Origin of the sequence: Luteimonas sp. TWI382 (assembly GCF_039674545.1) — a bacterium.
Lineage (GTDB): Bacteria > Pseudomonadota > Gammaproteobacteria > Xanthomonadales > Xanthomonadaceae > Luteimonas.
In genome coordinates this window covers 1-19,721 of the sequence record NZ_JBDJNS010000033.1, presented here as the reverse complement: position 1 = coordinate 19,721, position 19,721 = coordinate 1, and the positions used below count along the sequence as shown (strand labels likewise).

The 19,721-nt window shown below is 71.5% G+C and carries 19 protein-coding genes; 10 read left to right on the top strand and 9 right to left on the bottom strand.

Going from position 1 to position 19,721, the window contains the following annotated elements; all coding sequences use genetic code 11:
- Nucleotides 1–289 precede the first annotated feature (289 nt).
- The 8 genes from ABE505_RS15655 to ABE505_RS15620 all read left to right on the top strand — a co-directional run bounded on the left by ABE505_RS15655 (nt 290) and on the right by ABE505_RS15620 (nt 8,242).
- Entirely contained in the window at nt 290–1,585 is a 1,296-nt protein-coding gene (locus ABE505_RS15655; protein ID WP_346445432.1) for a sugar MFS transporter, read from the top strand.
- A gap of 30 nt (nt 1,586–1,615) precedes the next feature.
- Nucleotides 1,616–2,695 (top strand): LacI family DNA-binding transcriptional regulator, encoded by a 1,080-nt coding sequence (locus tag ABE505_RS15650; RefSeq protein WP_346445433.1) that lies wholly within the window; start codon nt 1,616–1,618, stop codon nt 2,693–2,695.
- Complete coding sequence (locus ABE505_RS15645; protein WP_346445434.1) at nt 2,679–3,734, top strand: SIS domain-containing protein; 1,056 nt, start codon at nt 2,679–2,681, stop codon at nt 3,732–3,734. Before ABE505_RS15650 ends, ABE505_RS15645 begins: the two co-directional genes overlap by 17 nt.
- Entirely contained in the window at nt 3,734–4,873 is a 1,140-nt protein-coding gene (gene nagA, locus ABE505_RS15640) for an N-acetylglucosamine-6-phosphate deacetylase (RefSeq protein ID WP_346445435.1), read from the top strand. Before ABE505_RS15645 ends, nagA begins: the two co-directional genes overlap by 1 nt.
- Nucleotide 4,874: 1 nt before the next feature.
- Nucleotides 4,875–5,945 (top strand): heparan-alpha-glucosaminide N-acetyltransferase domain-containing protein, encoded by a 1,071-nt coding sequence (locus ABE505_RS15635; protein ID WP_346445436.1) that lies wholly within the window; start codon nt 4,875–4,877, stop codon nt 5,943–5,945.
- Between the two features lie 62 nt (nt 5,946–6,007).
- On the top strand, nt 6,008–7,042 hold the full coding sequence (locus ABE505_RS15630; protein WP_346445437.1) for a phosphotransferase: 1,035 nt from the start codon (nt 6,008–6,010) through the stop codon (nt 7,040–7,042).
- Nucleotides 7,042–7,398: a VOC family protein gene (locus ABE505_RS15625; protein WP_346445438.1), complete on the top strand. Its 357-nt coding sequence runs from the start codon at nt 7,042–7,044 to the stop codon at nt 7,396–7,398. The genes ABE505_RS15630 and ABE505_RS15625 overlap by 1 nt, the downstream gene beginning before the upstream one ends.
- Before the next feature lie 7 nt (nt 7,399–7,405).
- Nucleotides 7,406–8,242: a DUF72 domain-containing protein gene (locus ABE505_RS15620; protein ID WP_346445439.1), complete on the top strand. Its 837-nt coding sequence runs from the start codon at nt 7,406–7,408 to the stop codon at nt 8,240–8,242.
- 523 nt (nt 8,243–8,765) lie between these two features.
- Here the strand turns inward: ABE505_RS15620 and bla are convergent.
- Nucleotides 8,766–9,629: a subclass B3 metallo-beta-lactamase gene (bla, locus tag ABE505_RS15615; RefSeq protein ID WP_346445450.1), complete on the bottom strand. Its 864-nt coding sequence runs from the start codon at nt 9,627–9,629 to the stop codon at nt 8,766–8,768.
- A 278-nt stretch (nt 9,630–9,907) separates the two neighbouring features.
- Nucleotides 9,908–10,468: a hypothetical protein gene (locus ABE505_RS15610; RefSeq protein ID WP_346445440.1), complete on the bottom strand. Its 561-nt coding sequence runs from the start codon at nt 10,466–10,468 to the stop codon at nt 9,908–9,910.
- A gap of 45 nt (nt 10,469–10,513) precedes the next feature.
- Between ABE505_RS15610 and ABE505_RS15605 the strand changes: the two genes are divergently transcribed.
- Nucleotides 10,514–11,047 (top strand): dihydrofolate reductase family protein, encoded by a 534-nt coding sequence (locus ABE505_RS15605; protein ID WP_346445441.1) that lies wholly within the window; start codon nt 10,514–10,516, stop codon nt 11,045–11,047.
- 270 nt (nt 11,048–11,317) lie between these two features.
- Here the strand turns inward: ABE505_RS15605 and ABE505_RS15600 are convergent, their stop codons facing one another.
- The 7 genes from ABE505_RS15600 to ABE505_RS15570 all read right to left on the bottom strand — a co-directional run bounded on the left by ABE505_RS15600 (nt 11,318) and on the right by ABE505_RS15570 (nt 18,066).
- Nucleotides 11,318–11,599: a hypothetical protein gene (locus tag ABE505_RS15600; RefSeq protein WP_346445442.1), complete on the bottom strand. Its 282-nt coding sequence runs from the start codon at nt 11,597–11,599 to the stop codon at nt 11,318–11,320.
- 40 nt (nt 11,600–11,639) lie between these two features.
- Complete coding sequence (locus ABE505_RS15595; RefSeq protein ID WP_346445443.1) at nt 11,640–12,881, bottom strand: multifunctional CCA addition/repair protein; 1,242 nt, start codon at nt 12,879–12,881, stop codon at nt 11,640–11,642.
- Between the two features lie 5 nt (nt 12,882–12,886).
- Entirely contained in the window at nt 12,887–14,845 is a 1,959-nt protein-coding gene (locus ABE505_RS15590; RefSeq protein ID WP_346445444.1) for a transglycosylase SLT domain-containing protein, read from the bottom strand.
- Between the two features lie 90 nt (nt 14,846–14,935).
- Nucleotides 14,936–15,472: a hypothetical protein gene (locus ABE505_RS15585; protein WP_346445445.1), complete on the bottom strand. Its 537-nt coding sequence runs from the start codon at nt 15,470–15,472 to the stop codon at nt 14,936–14,938.
- Nucleotides 15,469–16,185: a class I SAM-dependent methyltransferase gene (locus tag ABE505_RS15580; RefSeq protein WP_346445446.1), complete on the bottom strand. Its 717-nt coding sequence runs from the start codon at nt 16,183–16,185 to the stop codon at nt 15,469–15,471. Before ABE505_RS15580 ends, ABE505_RS15585 begins: the two co-directional genes overlap by 4 nt.
- Nucleotides 16,182–16,811, bottom strand: a complete 630-nt coding sequence (locus tag ABE505_RS15575) for an SGNH/GDSL hydrolase family protein (RefSeq protein WP_346445447.1) — start codon at nt 16,809–16,811, stop codon at nt 16,182–16,184. The genes ABE505_RS15580 and ABE505_RS15575 overlap by 4 nt, the downstream gene beginning before the upstream one ends.
- Entirely contained in the window at nt 16,804–18,066 is a 1,263-nt protein-coding gene (locus ABE505_RS15570) for an aminotransferase class I/II-fold pyridoxal phosphate-dependent enzyme (RefSeq protein ID WP_346445448.1), read from the bottom strand. The genes ABE505_RS15575 and ABE505_RS15570 overlap by 8 nt, the downstream gene beginning before the upstream one ends.
- A gap of 152 nt (nt 18,067–18,218) precedes the next feature.
- Here ABE505_RS15570 and rsgA point away from each other — a divergent pair, with 152 nt between their 5' ends.
- Nucleotides 18,219–19,304 carry a ribosome small subunit-dependent GTPase A gene (gene rsgA / locus ABE505_RS15565; protein WP_346445449.1) on the top strand — a complete coding sequence of 362 codons (1,086 nt, stop codon included), beginning with the start codon at nt 18,219–18,221 and terminating at the stop codon, nt 19,302–19,304.
- The last annotated feature ends 417 nt before the right edge of the window (nt 19,305–19,721 follow it).

Genomic DNA, 19,721 nt, shown 5'->3' with positions numbered 1-19,721 from the left:
CGGCAATGGCGTCGATCGACGGGCTGGATCCTTCACACTTTTGCAACAATCGGCGGGCGCCGCGCGGATGAACGCGATAAGCGCGTCGAATCAGCCAGTTCCGATGGCACGGGTCGCTTGCGGATGACGAGCGCATGTCGCAATGCAGCACGCGTTTCGCGCAGAAGTTGAGGCATGATGCGAGCGCCGGGTAGCGCCCGGCCTGGATTGATGACAACGTTGGTACTCGATGTCCGGTCTGCGGCAGCGCCGCGCCGGTCCCGCAGTCCCGCCCGCCGGAGCGCTCCTGATGTCTGCGATCGCGACACCGCACGTCCGCCCGACCCACGCGACTTCGATCGCGATCATGGGCCTGCTGTTCTTCATCATCGGCTTCTTCACCTGGGTCAACGGCCCGCTGATCGCGTTCGTGCAATTGGCGTTCGAACTCGACGAGGTGAACGCGTTCCTGGTGCTGATGGTGTTCTACCTGTCGTACTTCTTCCTCGCGCTGCCCGCAGCCTGGGTGCTGCGCCGGACCGGCATGAAGAAAGGGCTGGCGCTGAGCCTGTTCGTGATGGCGGCCGGTGCGATGCTGTTTGGCGAGTTCTCGACCCAGCGCTGGTACGCCGGTGCGCTGTCGGGGCTGTTCGTGATGGGCAGCGGTCTGGCGCTGCTGCAGACCGCGGTCAACCCGTACGTGAGCATCCTGGGGCCGATCGAGAGCGCGGCGCGGCGCATCGCACTGATGGGCATCTGCAACAAGGTCGCCGGCATCCTGGCGCCGGTGGTGCTGGGCACGGTGGTGCTGCACGGCATGGGCGACCTCAGCGCGCAGGCCGCGGCCGCCGATGCCGCCGGACGCGCGCAGTTGCTGGGCGAGTTCGCCGCCAAGATCCACCTGCCGTATCTGGTCATGGCCGGCGTGCTGATGCTGGTCGCGCTGGGCGTGCTGTTCTCGCCGCTGCCCGAACTGCGCCCGGCCGAGGCCAACGCCGCGGCCGAACCGGGCGAAGGCGCGCGCGTGCGCGGGCTGTTTCAGCTGCCGCACCTGTGGCTGGGTGTGCTGTGCCTGTTCCTGTACGTCGGCGTGGAGGTGCTGGCGGGGGATGCGATCGGCACCTACGGCAACGGGTTCGACCTGCCGCTGGACCGCACCAAGTTCTTCACCTCGTTCACGCTCGGCGCGATGCTGCTGGGCTACGTCGCCGGTCTGGTCGCGATCCCGCGGTTCGTCAGCCAGGAGCGCTACCTGGGCATCTCGGCGGTGCTGGGCATCGTGTTCTCGGCCGGTGCGTTTCTGAGCCACGGCTACGTCGCGGTGGGCTTCGTGGCGGCACTGGGCTTTGCCAACGCGATGATGTGGCCGGCGATCTTTCCGCTGGCGATCAAGGGCCTGGGCCGGCTGACCGAAACCGGTTCGGCGCTGCTGATCATGGGCATCGCCGGCGGCGCGATCGTGCCGCAGCTGTTCGCGGTGCTCAAGCAGCACTACGACTTCCAACTGGTGTTCCTGGCACTGACCCTGCCGTGCTACCTGTACATCCTGTACTACGGCCTGCGCGGGCATCGTGCCGGTCACGCGGCGCGCCGGGCTGCGCGATGATGGCGGCCTGAGAGACTGCCGGAGCCGGACGTGCGCAAACCCACCATCAAGGATGTCGCCGAGCGGGCCAAGGTCTCGCTCAAGACCGTCTCGCGCGTGATCAACAACGAGCCGTCGGTGCTGCAGGCCACCCGCGCGCGGGTGTTGCATGCGATCGCCGAACTCGACTACGAGCCCGACCCGTCGGCACGCAACCTGCGCAGCGCGACCTCGTTCGTGATCGGGCTGATCTACGACAACCCCAATCCGTACCACATCATCGGCGTGCAGAACGGCGTGCTCGCCGCGTGCCGGGAAACCGGCTTCGGGCTGCAGATCCATCCCTGCGACGCGAGCTCGCCGCTGCTGGTGGAAGAACTGGTGGAGTTCGTACGGCGCTCGCGGCTGGCCGGCCTGGTGCTGACCGCGCCGATGTCCGAGCGCCGCGAGCTGATCGACGCGCTCAGTGCGCGCGGCATCCGCTTGGTGCGTATCATCGCGGCCACCGAGGACCCGCGCGATGGCCATCCCTGCGTGTTCGTCGACGACCGCGACGCCGCCTACGAGATCACCGAACACCTGATCCAGCTCGGCCACCAGCGCATCGGCTTTCTGTGGGGCGGGCCGCAGCACCATTCCAGCGGCGAACGCCACGCCGGCTACGAGGCCGCGCTCAAGGACTATGGGATTCCGCACGACAAGCACCTGGTGGTTCCCGGCGACTACACCTTCGACGACGGGTTCCGCGGCGCGCGTCGGCTGCTGGCGCTGCGCGATCCGCCGACCGCGATCTTCGGCTCCAACGACGAGATCGCCGCCGGCGTGCTGGCCGCAGCCAAGTCGGCCGGTATGCACGTGCCCTTCGATCTGTCGATCGCCGGCTTCGAGGACAGTCCGTTCTCGCGCCAGTCGTGGCCGCCGCTGACCACGGCCAAGCAGGCCACCGAGGACATCGCGCGGCAGGCCGCGCGGATGCTGATCGCCAGCCTGCGCGAGGACGCCGATGCCGTCGCCGCGCAGGCCACCCACAACCAAGGCTTCGTGCCGCAGCTGGTCGTGCGCGGATCGACCGCGCCGATGCGTCCGCGTCCGACGCCGTCACCGGGACCCGAGGATGCCCCACGCGATTGAGGCGCCGCGCGACGCGGCCAGCACCTGGATGTTCCGCGAAGCCGCGCAGGCGCCGGACGTCGTCGCCGCGCAGTTCGCGCGCAACGCCGGCGCGATCGACGCGCTGGTCGCCACCCTCGTCGCCCGGCCGCCGCCGTTCGTGATGACCTGCGCGCGCGGCAGCTCCGATCACGCCGCGACCTACGCCAAGTACCTGTTCGAGACGCGCTTAGGGATCGTCACCGCATCGGCCTCGCCGTCGGTCGGCTCGGTATACGCCGCGCCGCAACGCATGCACGGCGCGCTGTTCATCGCGATCTCGCAATCGGGCCGCAGCCCCGACCTGCTGCGCAACGCCGAGGCTGCGCGCGCGGCCGGCGCGCATGTGCTCGCGCTGGTCAATGTCGAGGACGCGCCGCTGGCGCAGCTCGCCGATACGGTGCTGCCGCTGCATGCCGGCCCCGAGCGCAGCGTGGCGGCGACCAAGAGCTATCTGGCCTCGCTGTCGGCACTGTTGCAGTTGACCGCGCACTGGCAGCGGGCCGTCACCGGCGACACCGCGCTGGCCGCGGCGCTGCCGGCGCTGCCCGAGGCGATGCGCGCGGCCTGGGCCTGCGACTGGTCGCCGCTGGTCGACGGCCTGGCGGAGGCGCGCAATCTGTTCGTGCTCGGCCGCGGCACGGGCCTCGCCGCAGCGCAGGAGGCGGCGCTGAAGTTCAAGGAGACCTGCGGCCTGCACGCCGAGGCCTACAGCGCCGCCGAGGTGCGTCACGGGCCGATGGCGCTGGTCGGCCCCCGGTTTCCGGTGCTGCTGCTGGCCCAGCCCGACGGCACCGACGCCGGCACGCGCGCGGTCGCCGACGAGTTCCGCGGCCGGGGCGCGGACGTGTGGCTGGCCGCGCCCGGTGGCGAGCTGCCGGTCGTCACCGCGCCCGAGCCCGCGTGCGCGCCGTTGCTCGCGGTGCAGAGCTTCTATCGCGCGGCCAACGCGCTGTCACTGCGGCGCGGCTTCGATCCCGATGTGCCGCCGCACCTCAACAAGGTCACGGAGACCGTCTGATGACCTTCGCCCTGGTCAATGGCCGCGTGCTGACCGATGCGGGCTTCCGCGACGACCTCGCGGTGCTGGTCGAGGGCGCGCGCATCGCCGCGCTGCTCGCACATGACGATCCGCGCCTGCGCGAGGTCGAGCGCCAAGACCTCGACGGCCTGCACCTGTTGCCGGGCTTCGTCGATGCGCAGGTCAACGGCGGCGGCGGTGTGTTGTTCAACAACGCACCGACCGTCGAGGCAATCGCTTTGATCGCCGCCGCGCATCGGCGCTTCGGCACGACCGCGCTGCTGCCGACGCTGATCAGCGACGAGGTCGCGGTGATGCGCGACGCGATCGCGGCGGTGGACGCGGCGATCGCCGCCGGCGTGCCCGGCGTGATCGGCATCCACCTCGAAGGCCCCTACATCGCGCCCGAGCGCCGCGGCACCCACGATGCCGGCAAGTTCCGCGTGCCCGATGCCGAGGAGATCGCGCTGGCGACCTCGCTGCGCGGCGGTGTCACCCTGGTGACGCTGGCGCCCGAGCGCGTGCCCGCCGACACCGTGCGCGCGCTGGTGAGTGCCGGCGCGATCGTCGCCGCCGGCCACACCGCCGCCACCTGGGCGCAGGCGCGCGCCGGCCTGGCGGCGGGCATCCGCGGCTTCACCCATCTCTACAACGCGATGTCGCCGCTGCAGGGCCGCGAGCCGGGCGCGGTCGGCGCCGCGCTCGAGGACCGCGACGCGTGGTGCGGGATCATCGTCGACGGCGCGCACGTGCATCCGGCCAGCCTGCGCGTCGCGCTGGCCGCCAAGCCGCGCGGCAAGGTGTTTCTGGTGACCGACGCGATGCCCCCGGTCGGTGCCGACCGCCCCGACTACGTGCTCTACGGCGAGACGATCACCGCCGTCGATGGCGTCGTGCGCAACGCCGCCGGCGCGCTCGCCGGCTCGGCGCTCGACATGATGGCGGCGGTGCGCAACACCGTGCGCACGCTCGACGTGCCGCTGGAGGAAGCGGCGCGGATGGCGGCGACTTACCCGGCACAGTTCCTCGGCGTGGACGATCGGCTGGGTCGCATCGCGCCCGGCCTGCGTGCGGATTTCGCGTTGGTCGACGACACGCTGTCGCTGCGTGGCACCTGGATTGGTGGTGCGGCCGGCTGACATGGCCGCGCCGTCGGCGCGGCTGGCCAGCGTCGATGCGCTGCGCGGCATCGCGGTCGCGGCGATGCTGCTGGTCAACACCCCGGGCGACTGGGACCACGTCTACGCCCCGCTGCGGCACGCGGCCTGGCACGGCTGCACGCTGGCCGACCTGGTGTTTCCGACGTTCCTGTTCGTGGTCGGCGTGTCGATCGCACTAGCGTTGTCGCCTCGGCGGGCGGCCGGCGCCGACCTTGCCCGGCTGCGTCGCAGCGTGCTCGTGCGCGCGGCGCGGTTGGTGCTGATCGGCCTGGCGCTGCATCTGCTGGCGTGGTGGGTGCTCGACCTGGCGCATGTTCGCCCGTGGGGTGTGCTGCAGCGCATCGGCCTGTGCTTCGCGCTGGCCGGGCTCGCCGCGCTGTCGCTGTCGCCGCGTGCGCAATGGACGCTGCTGGCCGCGCTGCTTGTGGCCGGTGCGGTGGCTCTGGGCCTGGGCGGCACCGCGCCGGGGAGCAATCTGTTCGACCGACTCGACACCGCGCTGTTCGCACCCTGGCTGTATCGCTACGACCCGGTCACCGGCCTCGGCCACGATCCCGAGGGCCTGGCGAGCACGGCGGGTGCGCTGGCGACGACGTTGCTGGGTGTGCGTGCTGGCGACTGGCTGCGCTTGGGGCGGGTCCGCGCGCTGGGGGCGCTGGGCGTGGTCGCGTGCGCGCTGGGCGCGGCATGGTCGCTGGTCCTGCCGCTCAACAAGCCGCTGTGGAGCGGGTCCTACGTGCTGTGGACCGGTGGGCTGGCCGCGCTCGCGCTCGTCGGCCTGCACCTGCTGATCGACCGGCGCGGCTGGCCGGCCTGGGGCCGCCGGTTCGGGGTCAACGCGATCGCGGTCTATGCCGGTTCGAGCGCAATGGTGCTGCTCGCCATCGGCGCCGGCCTGTGGGCACCGCTTTATCGCGTGCTGTTCGCCGCGCCGCTGGCCCCGCTGCTCGGCGAGCAGGGCGCGTCGCTGGCATTCGCACTGGCGTTCGTCGCGCTGTGGTGGGCGGTCGCCGCCTGGATGGACCGGCGTCGGTGGTACCTGAAGGTCTGAGCCGCGATGCCGCGGCCGTGCCGAGCTTGTACCCTGCGCATCCCGCCCCACACATCCGCCCGATGACCGCGACGTTTCCCGTCTCCCCGGACGCCGATCCCGACCGCAGCGCCGCCCGCCTGGCCTGGGCGCGCGATGCGGCCGACGATGCAACGCTGACGCTCGTCCGCGCGTCGACCGATGCCGGTTTCCGCAGCTATTGGCGCACGCAGGGCGCAGGGCTGGCGCGCATCGTCATGGATTCGCCGCCCGAACTCGAGGACGTGCGGCCGTGGCTGCGCATCCGCACGTTGCTGCGCGAGGCCGGCGTGCGCGTGCCCGCGGTGCTGGCCGAGGACACCGACGCCGGGTTCCTGCTGCTCGAGGACCTGGGCCCGCGCACCTGCCTGGATGTCGTCGACGACGCCGGCGCCGATGCGATGGTCGATGCCGCGTTCGAGCAATTGCTGCGCCTGCAGGCGATCGTGTGCCCCGCGGACCTGCCGGCCTACGACGCGCCGATGCTGCAGCGCGAGCTCGACCTGTTCGAAGACTGGTTCCTCGGGCGCCACCTCGGCGTGACGCTCGACGCCGAGGCGCGCGCCGGCTTGCAGGCCGTGCAGCGGACGCTGATCGAGGTGGTGCTGGCGCAGCCGCAGGGCTTCGTGCACCGCGACTACATGCCGCGCAACCTGATGCCCGACGGCGCGGGCGTGGCGGTGATCGATTTCCAGGGCGCGGTGCGTGGACCCCTGGCCTACGACCCGATCAGCCTGTTCCGCGATGCCTTCCGCAGTTGGCCGCCGGCGCGCGTCGATGCCTGGCTCGCGCGCTACCACGCCCGCGCGCGCGCTGCCGGGGTGCCGCTCGATCCCGATCCCGCCGTGTTCGCGCGCCATGCCGACCTGGCCGGCATGCAGCGTCACCTCAAGATCCTCGGCCTGTTCGCGCGGCTGCACTACCGCGACGGCAAGCCGCGGTATCTGGCCGATGCGCCGCGTTTCGTCGCGTATCTCGACCAGGTGCTCGCGCACGAACCGACGCTCGCACCGCTGGCCGCGATCCTCGACCGCCATGTGCGGCCGCGGCTGGCTGCCATGGCACCGGCTGCGGTGTGATGCGCCAGACCGTCATCCCGCAGCTGCGCATGACCGATGCCGCGCGCAGCCTCGCGTTCTACGCCGCGCTCGGCTTCCGGGTCGACTGGGAGCATCGCTTCGAACCCGGGTTGCCGCTGTTCGCGCAGCTCACCCGCGACGGTCAGACGCTGTTCCTGAGCGGGCACGCCGGCGATGGCACGGTCGGCGGCGCGGTCTACTTCAAGGTGCCCGATGTCGATGCCTGCGCGCACGCATTCGCAGCCGCAGGCGTTGCGATCCTGCAACCGCCGCACGACACCGACTGGGGCACGCGCGAGATGCTGCTCGTCGACCCCGACCACAACCGGCTGCGCTTTGCGCAGCATCCCGACTGAGGTGCTCATGATCGACCTGTTCGACGCCCCGCCGCAGCCGGTGGACGGCATCCGCACCGGCATCGGCGGCTGGACCTTCGCGCCGTGGCGCGACAACTTCTACCCCAAGGGCCTGGTGCAGAAGCGCGAGCTCGAGTACGCGAGCCGGAAGCTGACCGCGATCGAGATCAACGGCACGTTCTACGGCGCGCAGAAGCCGGCGACCTACGCCGCCTGGCGCGCGGAGACACCGGAGGGCTTCATGTTCTCGCTCAAGGCGCCGCGCCACATCGTCGGCGCGCGCGCCCTGGCCGACACCGGCGCAAGGATCGAGGCCTTCATCGAGGGCGGCATGGCCGAACTCGGCGACCGACTCGGCCCGTTGCTGTGGCAGTTCGCACCGAACCGCCGCTTCGACGCCGACGACGTCGAAGCCTTCCTCGCGCTGCTGCCGCGCGAGGTCGACGGCCTGCCGCTGCGCCATGCCGTCGAGGTCCGCCACCCCTCGTTCCAGAGCGCGGCCTGGCTGGCGCTGGCGCGTGCGCACGACGTCGCCACGGTGTTCACCGACTCGGCCGATTACCCCTCGTTCGCCGACCTGACCGGCGACTTCGTCTACGCCCGGCTGATGTCCAGCCGCGAGGAGCACCCGCAGGGCTACCCCGGCCTGCAACTCGACGCCTGGGCACAGCGCGCGCGCCAGTGGGCGAAGGGCGGCGCCCCGGCCGACCTGCCCTACGCCGGCGAGCGCGACGCCGCCCCGGTCGTGCCGCGCGACACCTTCGTGTTCTTCATCTCCGCCGCCAAGGCCCGCAACCCCGCCGCCGCGATGGCATTGCAACAGCGGCTCGAAGCGACCACATAGCGCCGTGATCGCCTCTCCGCATCGCGGAGAAGGGCTTCTGCTGTCACCTCCTCCGCATCGCGGGGGAGGTCGGTGCGCGCAGCGCACCGGGTGGGGGCGGGAGATCATCTCCCTGCTTGTGGGAGAAGTAGAGGACATCGCCTCGACCTGTAACCCCCACCCAACCCTCCACCCGTGAAGGGCGCAATGCCCCGCACGCGGGGGAGGGCTTTTGCCCTCACTTTCCCGCATCGCGGGGAGTGCTTCTGCTGTCACCTCCTCCGCATCGCGGGGGAGGTCGGTGCGCGCAGCGCACCGGGTGGGGGCGGGAGATCATCTCCCTGCTTGTGGGAGAAGTAGAGGACATCGCCTCGACCTGTAGCCCCCACCCAACCCTCCATCCGTGAAGGGCGCAATGCCCCGCACGCGGAGAAGGGCTTCTGCTGTCACCTCCGCCGCATCGCGGGGGAGGTCGGTGCGCGCAGCGCACCGGGTGGGGCAGGGCAGTACGCGCGTTCTTCGGCCACTCCGACCGACGCAGCCCTCAGTCTACCGCGCCCTCTCGTTCCGACTTGAGCTGCGCCTCGAATGCGGCCTCGGCGGCATCGGCATAGCTTGCGCAGGTGGCTGGGCGCGCACGCTCGAGCGTGGCGCCATAGCGCAGCCCGCTGAAGTCCGGATGCGGGGTCAGCAGCAGGTCGCAGGGCAGGCTGCGCACGCGCGCGAAGCTCGCGCGGTAGGCGTCGACGATATGCGGATAGCGGGGGGTGCCGAGCAGGCGGTAATCGGGCGCGCTGAGGCTATCGACGTAGGCGATCCGCACGGGCGTGCCATCGTCGGCCCGGTCGGTCCAGGTCCAGCTCATGCCGCCTGGCGTGTGCCCGGGGGTGAAATGCACTTGCAGGCGCAGGTCGCCCAACGCCAGCGTTTCGCCGTCCTGCAGCAGACGATCGGTGACGACCGGCGGGTAGAGAAAGGCATCGCCGTAGTGGAGGTCGTCGCTGCCGCCGCGTGCGAGCAACTGCGCCGATTCGGCATTGGCCACGACCCGGGCACCGGTGGCCCGACGCAGGGCCGCCAGCGGGCCGGCATGGTCGGCATGGGCGTGGCTGAGCACGATGAACTTCAGGTCGGACGGGGCCACGCCGAGTGCGGCCATGTTCGCGAGCAGGTGCTCGGCGGTCTGTGGCATGCCGCCGTCGATCAGGATGGCGCCGGCATCGCCCTTGAGCAGCAGCGCGCTCAACTGCGCCGTGCCGATCTGCCAGGTGCCGGCGGCGATGCGCAATGGCGCGACCGGCTGCCGCCAGGCGGCGGGCACCTCGTAGGCGCGCAACTGCGGCAGCGGCTCGGCCGCCATCGCCTGCAGCGCGCCGAGGCCACCGAGCACCGCCGTCGTCCACAGCATCCAACCGATCGCGCTTCGCATCGTTCACTCCGGTCTTGATCGTGCGGCGATTGTCGACAGGCTCTCGCGGACGTCACAAGCGCGACGATCTCATCGCAGCCATGAGCGGATTCGATGGCAAGTGCCGCGATCGCGCAGGCCTCGCCTGCACTAGCGCGCGCGAGCCGGCCGATGCATCGGTCGATGGCATCGGCGGTCGAGAATCGAGAAGGGTTTCTTTCAATCCGGGGGGGCGCCGCAGTGATCGCTGTGCGCTGGCACGCGTTGGGACACCGGGTTCAGGCGCGAAGAGCGATGCGACACCAGTCGTCCAATACGGCCTTTACATTGGCTTCAAGCGTGCCTTTTCGCGTGAAGCCCCACCAGATGATGGCGCCCTGCCAGACGCTGGCCAACTGCTGACCCAGCACATCGGCAAGCACCGGATCCCGGGAAAGGCGTTGTCCCAATGCAGTGGTCAACTGCTTGGTCCACTGCGCGCCTCGAGCGCGAAGCGCAGGGTGACGGAAATCCTCTCGAAGCAGTAACAGTCCATCCGAGAAGTCCACGTCTCCAGCCCCCCTCGCTGTCAGGCGCAGGAGCAGGTCCACCGCGCCCGCAGGATCCGCCGACGCCTGGGCATCGGCGGCGTGAGTGGCTTGCTCCAACCGCGTCCAGGCATGCGACAGGGTCGACTCGACCATGCCCTCTCGCGTTCCAAAGCGCTGCACAAGTGTGGCAGGCGCGAGATCGACCCATTGCGCGGCGTGTGCGAACGACAGGCCTGGCCCGTCCCTGGCGATGAGGACGAGGAGTCGATCCATCAATTCTTCGTCCGAGACTTTCTTCGATCTGCCCATTGGTCTAATATAAACGAACGTTCGCTTACAAAAAAAGGGCGCGCCATGGCACGCATTCTTGGCTACATCGCGACCAGCCTTGACGGCTTCATCGCGTCACCTGGGGACAGACTCGATTGGCTGCAGCGTTATGAGGGCATGGCGCTCGGGGAGCACGATTACAACGTCTTCCTCCGGCGGGTCAGAACGGTCGTCATGGGACGCGGCACGTATGACTTTCTCGCTCGCGACCCCGCTCCTTGGCCGTATCCACACCACAGAGTGATTGTCGTCACCTCTGGCGTCATCGACGCGCCCCGAGGGACGCTCGAAATTCGCCACGATGTCGACGCGTTGATCGCCGAACTCAGAGCGCTTGATGACGGAGACGTCTGGATGCTGGGAGGGGGCAAGCTACAGATGGCGCTCATCGAGCGTGGGGCGCTCGATGAGATCGAGATCTACGTCATGCCGGAGCTGCTGGGCGGCGGCAGCCCGCTGTTTCCCGCCGCAGGAGTTCGTCTGAGTCCGACGCTGATCAGCGCGAAGACGCTGGACCGGGGCTGTGTCCGCCTGCACTACGCGCTTCGTAGCGAATGAACCGTGGGGAACGGGGGCGTAAACCGCTCCGAGCCGACGCGAGTGGGAGATCGAGCTGCAATCGAAGGCGCATGCAGGCCATCTCGACGCCTCGTTGGACGCGCACGCGACCCTCTCGCCAAGAGGGCAAGGACAACGGCGAGAGGACCCCGAACGCCTGCACGGTCAGAGTGCGGCGCGGTCGTAGCTCGCGTCCCGTCGATCACGAGATGGGTTGATGGCCATCGTGCAGCGCGCCGCATGCTGGTGTCGGCCGCGTCCGCGCGCATCTCATCGTGGATCATCTGCGTCGGCCGGCGCCGCGCACCAGGCCTCGACAGCGGGTGCAGTGTTCTCGATGCCTTCGCGTTGGGCCAGTTCCCACGGCCGTTCGCAGGTCGCGCTGCGCGGGCACCAAGCGTAGCCGGCCGAGCCGATGCAGCCGTGGGCGTCACGGTCGCCGCCGACCACGGCCGGTGCGGCACTCGGAGCGGGCGCGGCAGGGGCGGGTGCCTGCGGCGGGCTGCAAGCCGCCAGCAACAGGCCCAAGGGCAGGATCATGAACTGACGCATTGGAAGCTCCCGTACTGGAACGGCTCGAGAATGCCGACGGCTACGTGGCCGGTGTGTCGTCGCCACCGCGTGCTGCCGCGATTGCCGCGATCCGTGCGCGCCGCAGCGCTTCGCCGATCGCGGGGCCTGCGCGTCCTTCGGCCGCGAGGTCGCGGGCGTTGACCGCGCAGGCGGCGGCGTGGGCGCGGCGTAGTTGCGCGCCCTGCGGATAGTCGCTGTCGGTGCTGCCCAGGCGGCCGCGCTTGTCCGCTTCGCAGACCAGCGCGAGCTGGTCGATGCGTTCAGGCCGGCGGAAGCCATCGCAGCGTGCGATGAGTTCGTAGAGCGTGGTATCGCGCAGTTCGGCGATGCGGTGCACGTTGAGGTGTTCGCGGCAGGCGACGATCGCCAGCTCGCGATGCGCGGACGGCACCTTGAGCCGTGCGCACAGCGCCTCGAGCGGACGCACGCCCGCATGCTCGTGGCCGACGTGGCGCGGCAGCTGGTGCGCGGGGGTCAATGCCTTGCCGAGGTCGTGGGTGAGGGCGGCGAAGCCGATCGCATCGTTGCCCGGCGCCAGCCGCGCGGCCATGTCGACGACCAGTTCGATATGCGTGCCGGTGTCGACCTCGGGGTGATATTCGGCGCGCTGCGGCACGCCGTACAGTGCATCGACCTCGGGCAGTACGACCGCGAGCGCGCCGCAGTCGTGCAAGGTGCGCACGAACGCCGACGGCCGCGCCGAGCCCAGGGCGCGACGCAGCTCCTGCCACACGCGTTCGGGCGTCAGCGTGGCCAGTTCGCCGGCGTCGACCATCGCGCGCATCAGCGCCATCGTCTCGTCGGCGACCGTAAAACCAAGCGGCGCAAAGCGGGCCATGAAACGTGCGGCGCGCAGCACCCGCAACGGGTCCTCGGCAAATGCCGGGCCGACGTGGCGCAGCAGCCGTGCATCGAGGTCCCGCGCGCCGCCGTAAGGATCGATCAATGTGCCGTCGGGGGCCTGGGCGATCGCGTTGATCGTGAAGTCGCGGCGCTCGAGATCCTGTTCCAGCGTCACCGAGGGGTCGGCATCGACGACGAAGCCGCGATGGCCGCGCCCGGCCTTGCGCTCGGTACGCGCCAACGCGTACTCCTCGCCGGTGTGCGGATGCAGGAACACCGGGAAATCGCGCCCGATCGCGCGGAAGCCCGCGGCCTCCATCGCCGCCTGGGTCTGGCCGACGACGACGAAATCGCGGTCGCCCGGCGTCTGGCCGAGCAGCGCATCGCGCACCGCGCCACCGACCAGATAGGTCTGCATCGCACTCACGGCGTGGGGCAGGCGAACGACGTGCGCCGGGCATCGCTGCCACCGCGCAGGCGTTCGTCGAGCTTGGCCGCGCGCCCGTACATGCGCCAGTCGTAGAGCACGCTGAAGGCGAGCACGCGGGCGACGTACTCGCGCGTTTCGCGGTAGCTGATCGTCTCGATCCAGAAATCGGGGGCCATGTCCGGGCGCTGCGACAGCCAGCGCGAGGTCGGCGTCGGTCCGGCGTTGTAGGCGGCGATCGCGACGTAGGGCTTGCCGTACATGTCCTTCTTCTCGCGCAGGTAGGCGGTGCCCAGCGCGACGTTGGTCTCCGGATCGTACAGGCTCTCGGCGCCGCCCCAGCTGCGGCCGAGCCGGCGCGCGACCGCAGCGCCGGTCGCGGGCAATACCTGCATCAGCCCGCGGGCATCGGCCGGCGAGCGCGCACGCGGGTTGAACGTGCTCTCGGCGCGGATCTCGGCTGCGACCCAGGCCGGGTCCAGGCCGTGGCGCTTGGCCTCGCGCTCGATCAGCGCCTGCTGGGTCAGCGGGAAGCGCAGCGCGTAGAGCCGGGTTTCGTCGGGCTGGCGACCGAGTCCGAACACCGCGCGGTCGTACCAGCCGTTCTCCTGGGCCACCAGCACCGCGATGCGCCGCTGGTCGTCGTCGAAGCGCTCGAGCGCGGCGCTCCATTCGCGCGTCGCCCAGATCGGCCGCTCGATGCGGTACAGCGCCATCGCCCGCACGATGCCCGGGTCGGTCGCCACGCGCGTCTTGGCCTCGTTCGATGGTGCGAAGTCCCAGGGGCACAGTGCGTAGGACTGGCCGAGGCGGTCGGCGGCGAGGAAGCCGTGGAAGTCGGATTTGGTCGCCGCGTCGCGGTACAGCCGCTCGGCGGTCGCCGCATCGCCGGTCAGTGCCGCCAGCCGCGCCTCGAAATAGGTCCAGCGCGATTGCGCGCGCTGCGCTGCGCCCATTGCGCGGATCGCCGACAGCGCTGCCGGCCAGTCGCTGCGCGCCATCGCCTCGCGCGCGCGCCATTCGTGCAGACGCTCGTCGTAGGCCGAGGCCGGCACCCGTGCCAGCAGCCGCGCCGAGTCCGGCAGGTAGGACGCCACGGTCCACAGCGCGGCCTGGTAGAGCACGCGACCGTTGTCTTCCTCGGTGAAGCCCAGCGCGCTCGCGACCGCCGGCAACTGCGCCTCGGCCGCCAGTGGGTCGTCCTTGGCCAGGCGCGCCAGTCCGTGCGAGGCGACCAGTCGGCTGCGCGCGGTCTTCGGCCAGCCGGTGGCGCGCGCGTGCGGCGCCTGCAGATAGGCCGCGTAGTCGGTCGCCAGCGGCTGCTCGGCGGCGGAGAACCCGCGCGCGATTCCGCGCGCCATCGCCACGTCCTGCGCGGCAACCGCCAGGTCGAAGCGTTCCCAGCGCAGGGCGTCGTCGAGGCCGCCGCGCGCGGCCAGGGTCTGCAAGGGGGCATCGCAGGTGTCGGGCAGCGAGGCGCCGCTGCTGCGCCAGATCGCCTGCACGTCGCGCGTCCACTGCGCATCGGTGGCGCCGGTGCGGGCGCGCGCGTCGAGTTCGATGCAGCGCAGCGCGACGTTCGAAATCGACGGCGACCAGGCCGCACGCACGCCGGCCCAGTCCTGACGCTTGGCCATGGCGCGCAACCAGCTCTCGCGGAAGACCTCGGCCACCGGCTCGCCGGCATGCCGGGTCAGGAAGTCCTGGCCCTGGGCCAACGGCAGCGTGTCGAGATTGCGCCGCAGCGCAGCCAGCTCCAGCCAGGCGGCGGCCGGATGGCCGGTCATCGCCGGCGGCACCGGCTGGCCGCGCTCGGCAGCCTGCATCGCCGCGAGGAACCCGTCGTCGCCCGGTGCTTGCGCCTGCGCACCGGCGGCGAGCGCGAGCAGGGACAGCAGGGCGCCGCGCAGGGTGCGCGGCAGCGGGCGGGCGGTGCGAGGGGCGCTGGACGGCATCGGCGGACGGACGGCGGCGAAGGGCCGACGACTATAGCCAAGCGTCGCTGAAGCCGATGTGGGAGCGACGCTGCCCCTGCGGCGCTTTTCTTAGTCCGCGCGCAGCCAGGCGAGTACCGCGTCGACGTCGTCGGCCTCGAGCAGCAGTTCGGCCAGCGCGTGCTGGCCGGTCGCCGCGGCGGTGGCGGCCAGCGCCGATGCGCATAGCGTTTCGTCCCAGTCCGGCGCGGCGACCAGGCCGGCGAGCAGCGGCAGCCGGGCGAGCGCGGCGACGTAACCGTCGATCAGGCTGTCGGGAATCACCGCATCGCTGGCGGCGCGCGCCAACTCGATGCTCGCGGGCAACACGAAGTGACTCGGGCAGGCGCGTTCGGGGGCCTCGGCCAGCGCGGCGACGATGTGCGGCACGGCCGCGAACGAGGCCGGGTGTACGCGGCCCTCGTCGCACAGCGCCGCCCACAGCGCCTGCCACGGCGGGCTCTGCCAACTGTCCTCGGTCGCGCCGTCGAGCTGCGCCAGCAACGCAGGCACCCCAAGGGCGATGCCCTGCGCGCAACTCAGGCGCGCCCACGCCGGATCGTCGAGCGCCAGCATCGGCGCATCGGCCAGCCCGTCGCGCGGACTCATGCGCGGCGGCCCACGATCAGCCAGTTGTTGAACGGCGTGTCGCCGTACAGCGGCCGCAGCGTGGTCGCCAGACCCGCGCCTTCGAGCTGCGTGCGCAGGCCATCGGCGGTCGGATAGCAGCGTGCGCGTTCCTGCATCCAGCCGGCGAAATTGGCCAGCCGGTCGGTGATGCGCGACGTCCGGCTGCGGGTCGAGCCGTCGGCCAGTCCGCTGCGGATCACCAGCAGTGCGCCCGGCGCCAGCATCGCGATCACCTCGTCGAGCAACGCGCGCTGGCGCTCGTGCGACAGGTACTGCAGCACGTCCAGGATCGCGACACTGCCCTGGTGCGCCGGCAGGCCGGCGGCGAGGTCGAGCACGTCCAGCCGCACCTCGGCCAACCCGGCGCGTGCGGCGACCTCGCGGCCGCGGCGGATCTTGGCCGCGTCGATGTCGACGCCGGCGTAAGCCAATGTCTGGCCATCGGCACGCAGCGCATGCGCCAGCAGCCCCAGGCCACAGCCCAGGTCGAGCACCGGCGCGGTCGTCGGCCGCAGCGCCTGCAGCACGCCCGGGTACAGCGGGTCGGTGCGCAGCTTGGTCAGCGTGTAGTAGTAGTCGTAGCGGTTGCCCAGCGGATGACGCGGCAGGAAGGCGCGGGCGATGCCACGCGCGGCGTCGCGCGGATACGGGGCGGTGGAGAGCGGGGTGGGGTCGGAGGTGGTCGCGGTCATGCCCGCGACAATAAGCCGCGTGCGACCGGCAGCGCCAGTCGCGCCCAGTCCGCGTGCAGCGCGGCCGATGGATGCAGGCCGTCGTCGGCCAGCATTGCCGGCTCGCCGCCGCGGGCGCGGCTGATCGGCGCGATGTCGACGAACGCCACCCCTTGCCGCGCACAGAGCGCCATTGCCGCAGCGTTGTAGGCATCGAGCGTGCGCGCGATCTCGCCGACGTCGCGCCCGGAATGCGCACCGAACGGCGTGACGCCCCAGTCCGGGATCGCGAGCACGAACACGCGCTGGGCGCGGTCGCCGGCGAAGCCGATCGCCCGCGCGAGCAGTGCTTCGAAGCGCGGCAGGTAGTCGTCGAGCGCGCGGCCGCGGTACTGGTCGTTGACGCCGATCAGCAGGCTGACCAGGTCGAACGGCCCTTCGGGCGCGGCGGCGTCGATGCCGGCATCGAGCTCGTCGGTGGTCCAGCCGGTGGTGGCGACGATCTGCGGCGCGTCGATCGCGGTGCCGGCCGCGCGCAGCGCATCGGCCAGCACCACCGGCCAGCGCGCCGCCGGCGCGATGCCTTCGCCGATCGTGTAGCTGTCGCCGAGCGCCAGGTAGCGGAGCGGCCGCGCGTGCTCAGCCATTGACCGCGCGCGGCACCAGCGGCACGACCTTGCGCGCGTCGGTGATCTGGCGATCGAGCACCCGCTCGATGCGCGAGAACACCTCGCGCAGCTGCGCCGGCTCGGGCAGCAGCGTCACGCGGAAATGGTTGCGATAGGGCACGTTGAAGCTGTTGCCCGGCACCACCAGCACGCCCTCGGCGTCCATCAGGTCCAGCGCGAACGCATGGTCGTCGAACCCCTGCGCGAACTCCGGCGCGATGCCGGGGAAGGCGTACAACGCGCCGGCCGGCTCGACCAGTTGCAGATAGCGGCTTGCCGCGCAGGCGTCGACCACCGCCCGGCGCGCTTCGTACAGCCGGCCGCCGGGCGCGCACAGCGCCCCGATCGTGTCGATGCCGGTCAGCGCGGCTTCGATCGCGAACTGGCCGGGCACGTTCGCGCACAGGCGCAGGGCGCCGAGCAGGTCCATCGCGTTGCGGAACTCGCGGCTGCGCGCCTCACTGCCCGACAGCACCGCCCAGCCCACACGCCAGCCGCAGGCGCGGTGGACCTTCGACAGCCCGCCGAACGACACGCAGGGCACGTCGCCTGCGATCGGCGCGAGCGGCTCGAACACCGCGCCGTCGTAGGTGATGGCGTCGTAGATCTCGTCGCACAGCAGCAGCAGGCCATGACGCTCGGCGACGGCGACGATGCGCTCGAGCAGCGCGCGCGGGTAGACCGCACCGGTCGGGTTGTTGGGATTGATCAGCACGATCGCGCGCGTACGCGGCGACACCAGCGCCTCGAGCGCGTCGGGGTCGGGCAGAAAGCCGTGCTCGGCCTTGCACTGGTAGAACACCGGCCGCCCGTCGTTGAGGATCGTCGCCGCCGACCACAGCGGATAGTCGGGCGAGGGCACCAGCACCTCGTCGCCGGGATTGAGCAGCGCGCGCAGCGCGATGTCGATCAGCTCGCTGACGCCGTTGCCCACGAACACGCGCTCGGGCGAGACCGCGTGCGCGCCGCGCGCGGCATGGTGGGCGGCGATCGCCTCGCGGGCGATCGGCAGGCCCTGCTGGTGGGTGTAGGGATCGGTGTCGTGGATGCGACCGGCGATCGCGCGCTGCAGGTGCTCGGGCGCGCGGAAACCGAACGCGCCGGGATTGCCGATGTTGAGCTTGATCAGCGTGCGCCCCTGGGCCTCCAGCTCGCGCGCTCGCCGGGCCAACTCGCCGCGGATTTCGTAGCGCACTTCGGACAGGCGTTCGCGGGTTTTGAGGGGGGCGGACATCGGGCGGCGCTCTGCGCGGGGAGGATGGCCCGATGCTAGCCCAAAAGCCGCATGAATGCGGCCACGCCGACGAACGGGCGCCCCCGGCTGTCGTGCGCGCCCTGGCGCTGTCCCCGTAGAATCCGCCGCATGCCGACTGCCCCGCCGATCGCTTGACCGCCCCCGACCCTGCGCTGCGCGCGATCGGCTGGCCATTCGACGGCCCCCCGTCCGGCCCCTGGGCCGAGGCGATGGCCGCCCACCCGCAGGCGCGCCCCAGGCGTGTGGTCGAGCAACACCGCTCCGGCTACCTGGTCGCCGGCGCCCCTGGCCAGGCGCTGGCGGTCGAGTCGCTGCCCGACTGGCTGCGCCGCAGCGGCTACCGCAAGGGCACGATGGCGCCCGAGGACCGCGCCGCGGTCGGCGACTGGGTGCTGGTCGAGGACGAGCGCCGCATCGTCGCGATGCTGCCCCGTCGCAGCGCGATCAAGCGCGCGGCGGCCGGCGAGCATTACCGCCAGCAGTTGATCGCCGCCAACATCGACACCGTGCTCGTGGTCTGCGGCCTGGATGCCGACTTCAACCCGCGCCGCATCGAGCGCTATCTGCTGCTGGTGCAGGGCGGCGGCACACCGGTCGTCGTGCTGACCAAGGCCGACCGCGACAGCGCCGACCCGGAGGCCGCGCGTGCCGCGCTGGCCGAGATCGCCGCGCTGGGCGTCGCGGTGCTGGCGGTCAACGCCCGCGACCCCGACAGCGTCGCCGCGCTGCATCCCTGGCTCGGCCCGGGCACCACCGCGGTGCTGGTCGGTAGCTCGGGGGCCGGCAAATCGACGCTGACCAATACCTTGCTCGGCCGAGAACACATGCGCACCGGCGCGGTACGCGACAGCGACGACCGTGGCCGGCACACGACCACCCATCGCGCACTGATTCCGCTGCCGGCGGGTGCCTGCCTGATCGACACCCCGGGCATGCGCGAGCTCAAGCCGACCGGCGAAGAAGATCTCGCCGAGGGCGGTTTTGCCGACATCGAAGCCCTGGCCGCCGACTGCCGTTTCCGCGACTGCCGGCACGAACGCGAACCCGGCTGCGCCGTGCGCGCCGCAGTCGAGGCCGGCACCCTGACCGCGCAGCGGCTGGCGAACTACCTCAAGCTGCGCGACGAACGCGACGCCGCCACCGCCCGCCGCGCCGACCGCCTGGCCGCCCGCCAGGACGACGCCCGCCCGACCGGCCGACGCCCCGGCCGACGCTGAGGCCCGGTCGCGCGCGCTGCGCGTCGCCCCCCCTCCCGCGGCGTGCGGGACGCTGTCGCCATCTTCGGTACAGCCGCGCCTTGCTCCCTTCCGCGCGTGCGGGACGGTGCCGCGATCTTCGGCATTGCAGCGCCGTGCTCCCTCCCCCGCGCGCGGGGGAGGGTTGGGGTGGGGGAAACGGCCGCGAGGGCGCGTCGTTTGGATGTCGGGAACGCCCCGGCCCCCACCCGCCGCGCGACGCGCGTCGACCTCACCCCGCAAGCGGGGGAGGTGTTGCGATCTTCGGCATTGCGGCGCGGTGCTCTCTCCCGCGCGCCGGGACGGTGTCGCGATCTTCGGCACTGCAGCGCGGTGCTCCCTCCCCGCGTGCGGGACGGTGCCGCGATCTTCGGTGTTGCAGCGCTGTGCTCCCTCCCC

What these genes read in the sequence shown, in the direction of transcription:
- ABE505_RS15600 (WP_346445442.1), bottom strand. Translation starts at nt 11,599, where the DNA reads ATGCGTCAGTTCATGATCCTGCCCTTGGGCCTGTTGCTGGCGGCTTGC.
- ABE505_RS15630 (WP_346445437.1), top strand. Translation starts at nt 6,008, where the DNA reads ATGACCGCGACGTTTCCCGTCTCCCCGGACGCCGATCCCGACCGCAGC.
- ABE505_RS15575 (WP_346445447.1), bottom strand. Translation starts at nt 16,811, where the DNA reads ATGGCTGAGCACGCGCGGCCGCTCCGCTACCTGGCGCTCGGCGACAGC.
- ABE505_RS15570 (WP_346445448.1), bottom strand. Translation starts at nt 18,066, where the DNA reads ATGTCCGCCCCCCTCAAAACCCGCGAACGCCTGTCCGAAGTGCGCTAC.
- ABE505_RS15645 (WP_346445434.1), top strand. Translation starts at nt 2,679, where the DNA reads ATGCCCCACGCGATTGAGGCGCCGCGCGACGCGGCCAGCACCTGGATG.
- ABE505_RS15585 (WP_346445445.1), bottom strand. Translation starts at nt 15,472, where the DNA reads ATGAGTCCGCGCGACGGGCTGGCCGATGCGCCGATGCTGGCGCTCGAC.
- ABE505_RS15625 (WP_346445438.1), top strand. Translation starts at nt 7,042, where the DNA reads ATGCGCCAGACCGTCATCCCGCAGCTGCGCATGACCGATGCCGCGCGC.
- nagA (WP_346445435.1), top strand. Translation starts at nt 3,734, where the DNA reads ATGACCTTCGCCCTGGTCAATGGCCGCGTGCTGACCGATGCGGGCTTC.
- ABE505_RS15610 (WP_346445440.1), bottom strand. Translation starts at nt 10,468, where the DNA reads ATGGGCAGATCGAAGAAAGTCTCGGACGAAGAATTGATGGATCGACTC.
- ABE505_RS15595 (WP_346445443.1), bottom strand. Translation starts at nt 12,881, where the DNA reads ATGCAGACCTATCTGGTCGGTGGCGCGGTGCGCGATGCGCTGCTCGGC.
- ABE505_RS15635 (WP_346445436.1), top strand. Translation starts at nt 4,875, where the DNA reads ATGGCCGCGCCGTCGGCGCGGCTGGCCAGCGTCGATGCGCTGCGCGGC.
- ABE505_RS15605 (WP_346445441.1), top strand. Translation starts at nt 10,514, where the DNA reads ATGGCACGCATTCTTGGCTACATCGCGACCAGCCTTGACGGCTTCATC.
- bla (WP_346445450.1), bottom strand. Translation starts at nt 9,629, where the DNA reads ATGCTGTGGACGACGGCGGTGCTCGGTGGCCTCGGCGCGCTGCAGGCG.
- ABE505_RS15580 (WP_346445446.1), bottom strand. Translation starts at nt 16,185, where the DNA reads ATGACCGCGACCACCTCCGACCCCACCCCGCTCTCCACCGCCCCGTAT.
- ABE505_RS15655 (WP_346445432.1), top strand. Translation starts at nt 290, where the DNA reads ATGTCTGCGATCGCGACACCGCACGTCCGCCCGACCCACGCGACTTCG.
- ABE505_RS15590 (WP_346445444.1), bottom strand. Translation starts at nt 14,845, where the DNA reads ATGCCGTCCAGCGCCCCTCGCACCGCCCGCCCGCTGCCGCGCACCCTG.
- ABE505_RS15620 (WP_346445439.1), top strand. Translation starts at nt 7,406, where the DNA reads ATGATCGACCTGTTCGACGCCCCGCCGCAGCCGGTGGACGGCATCCGC.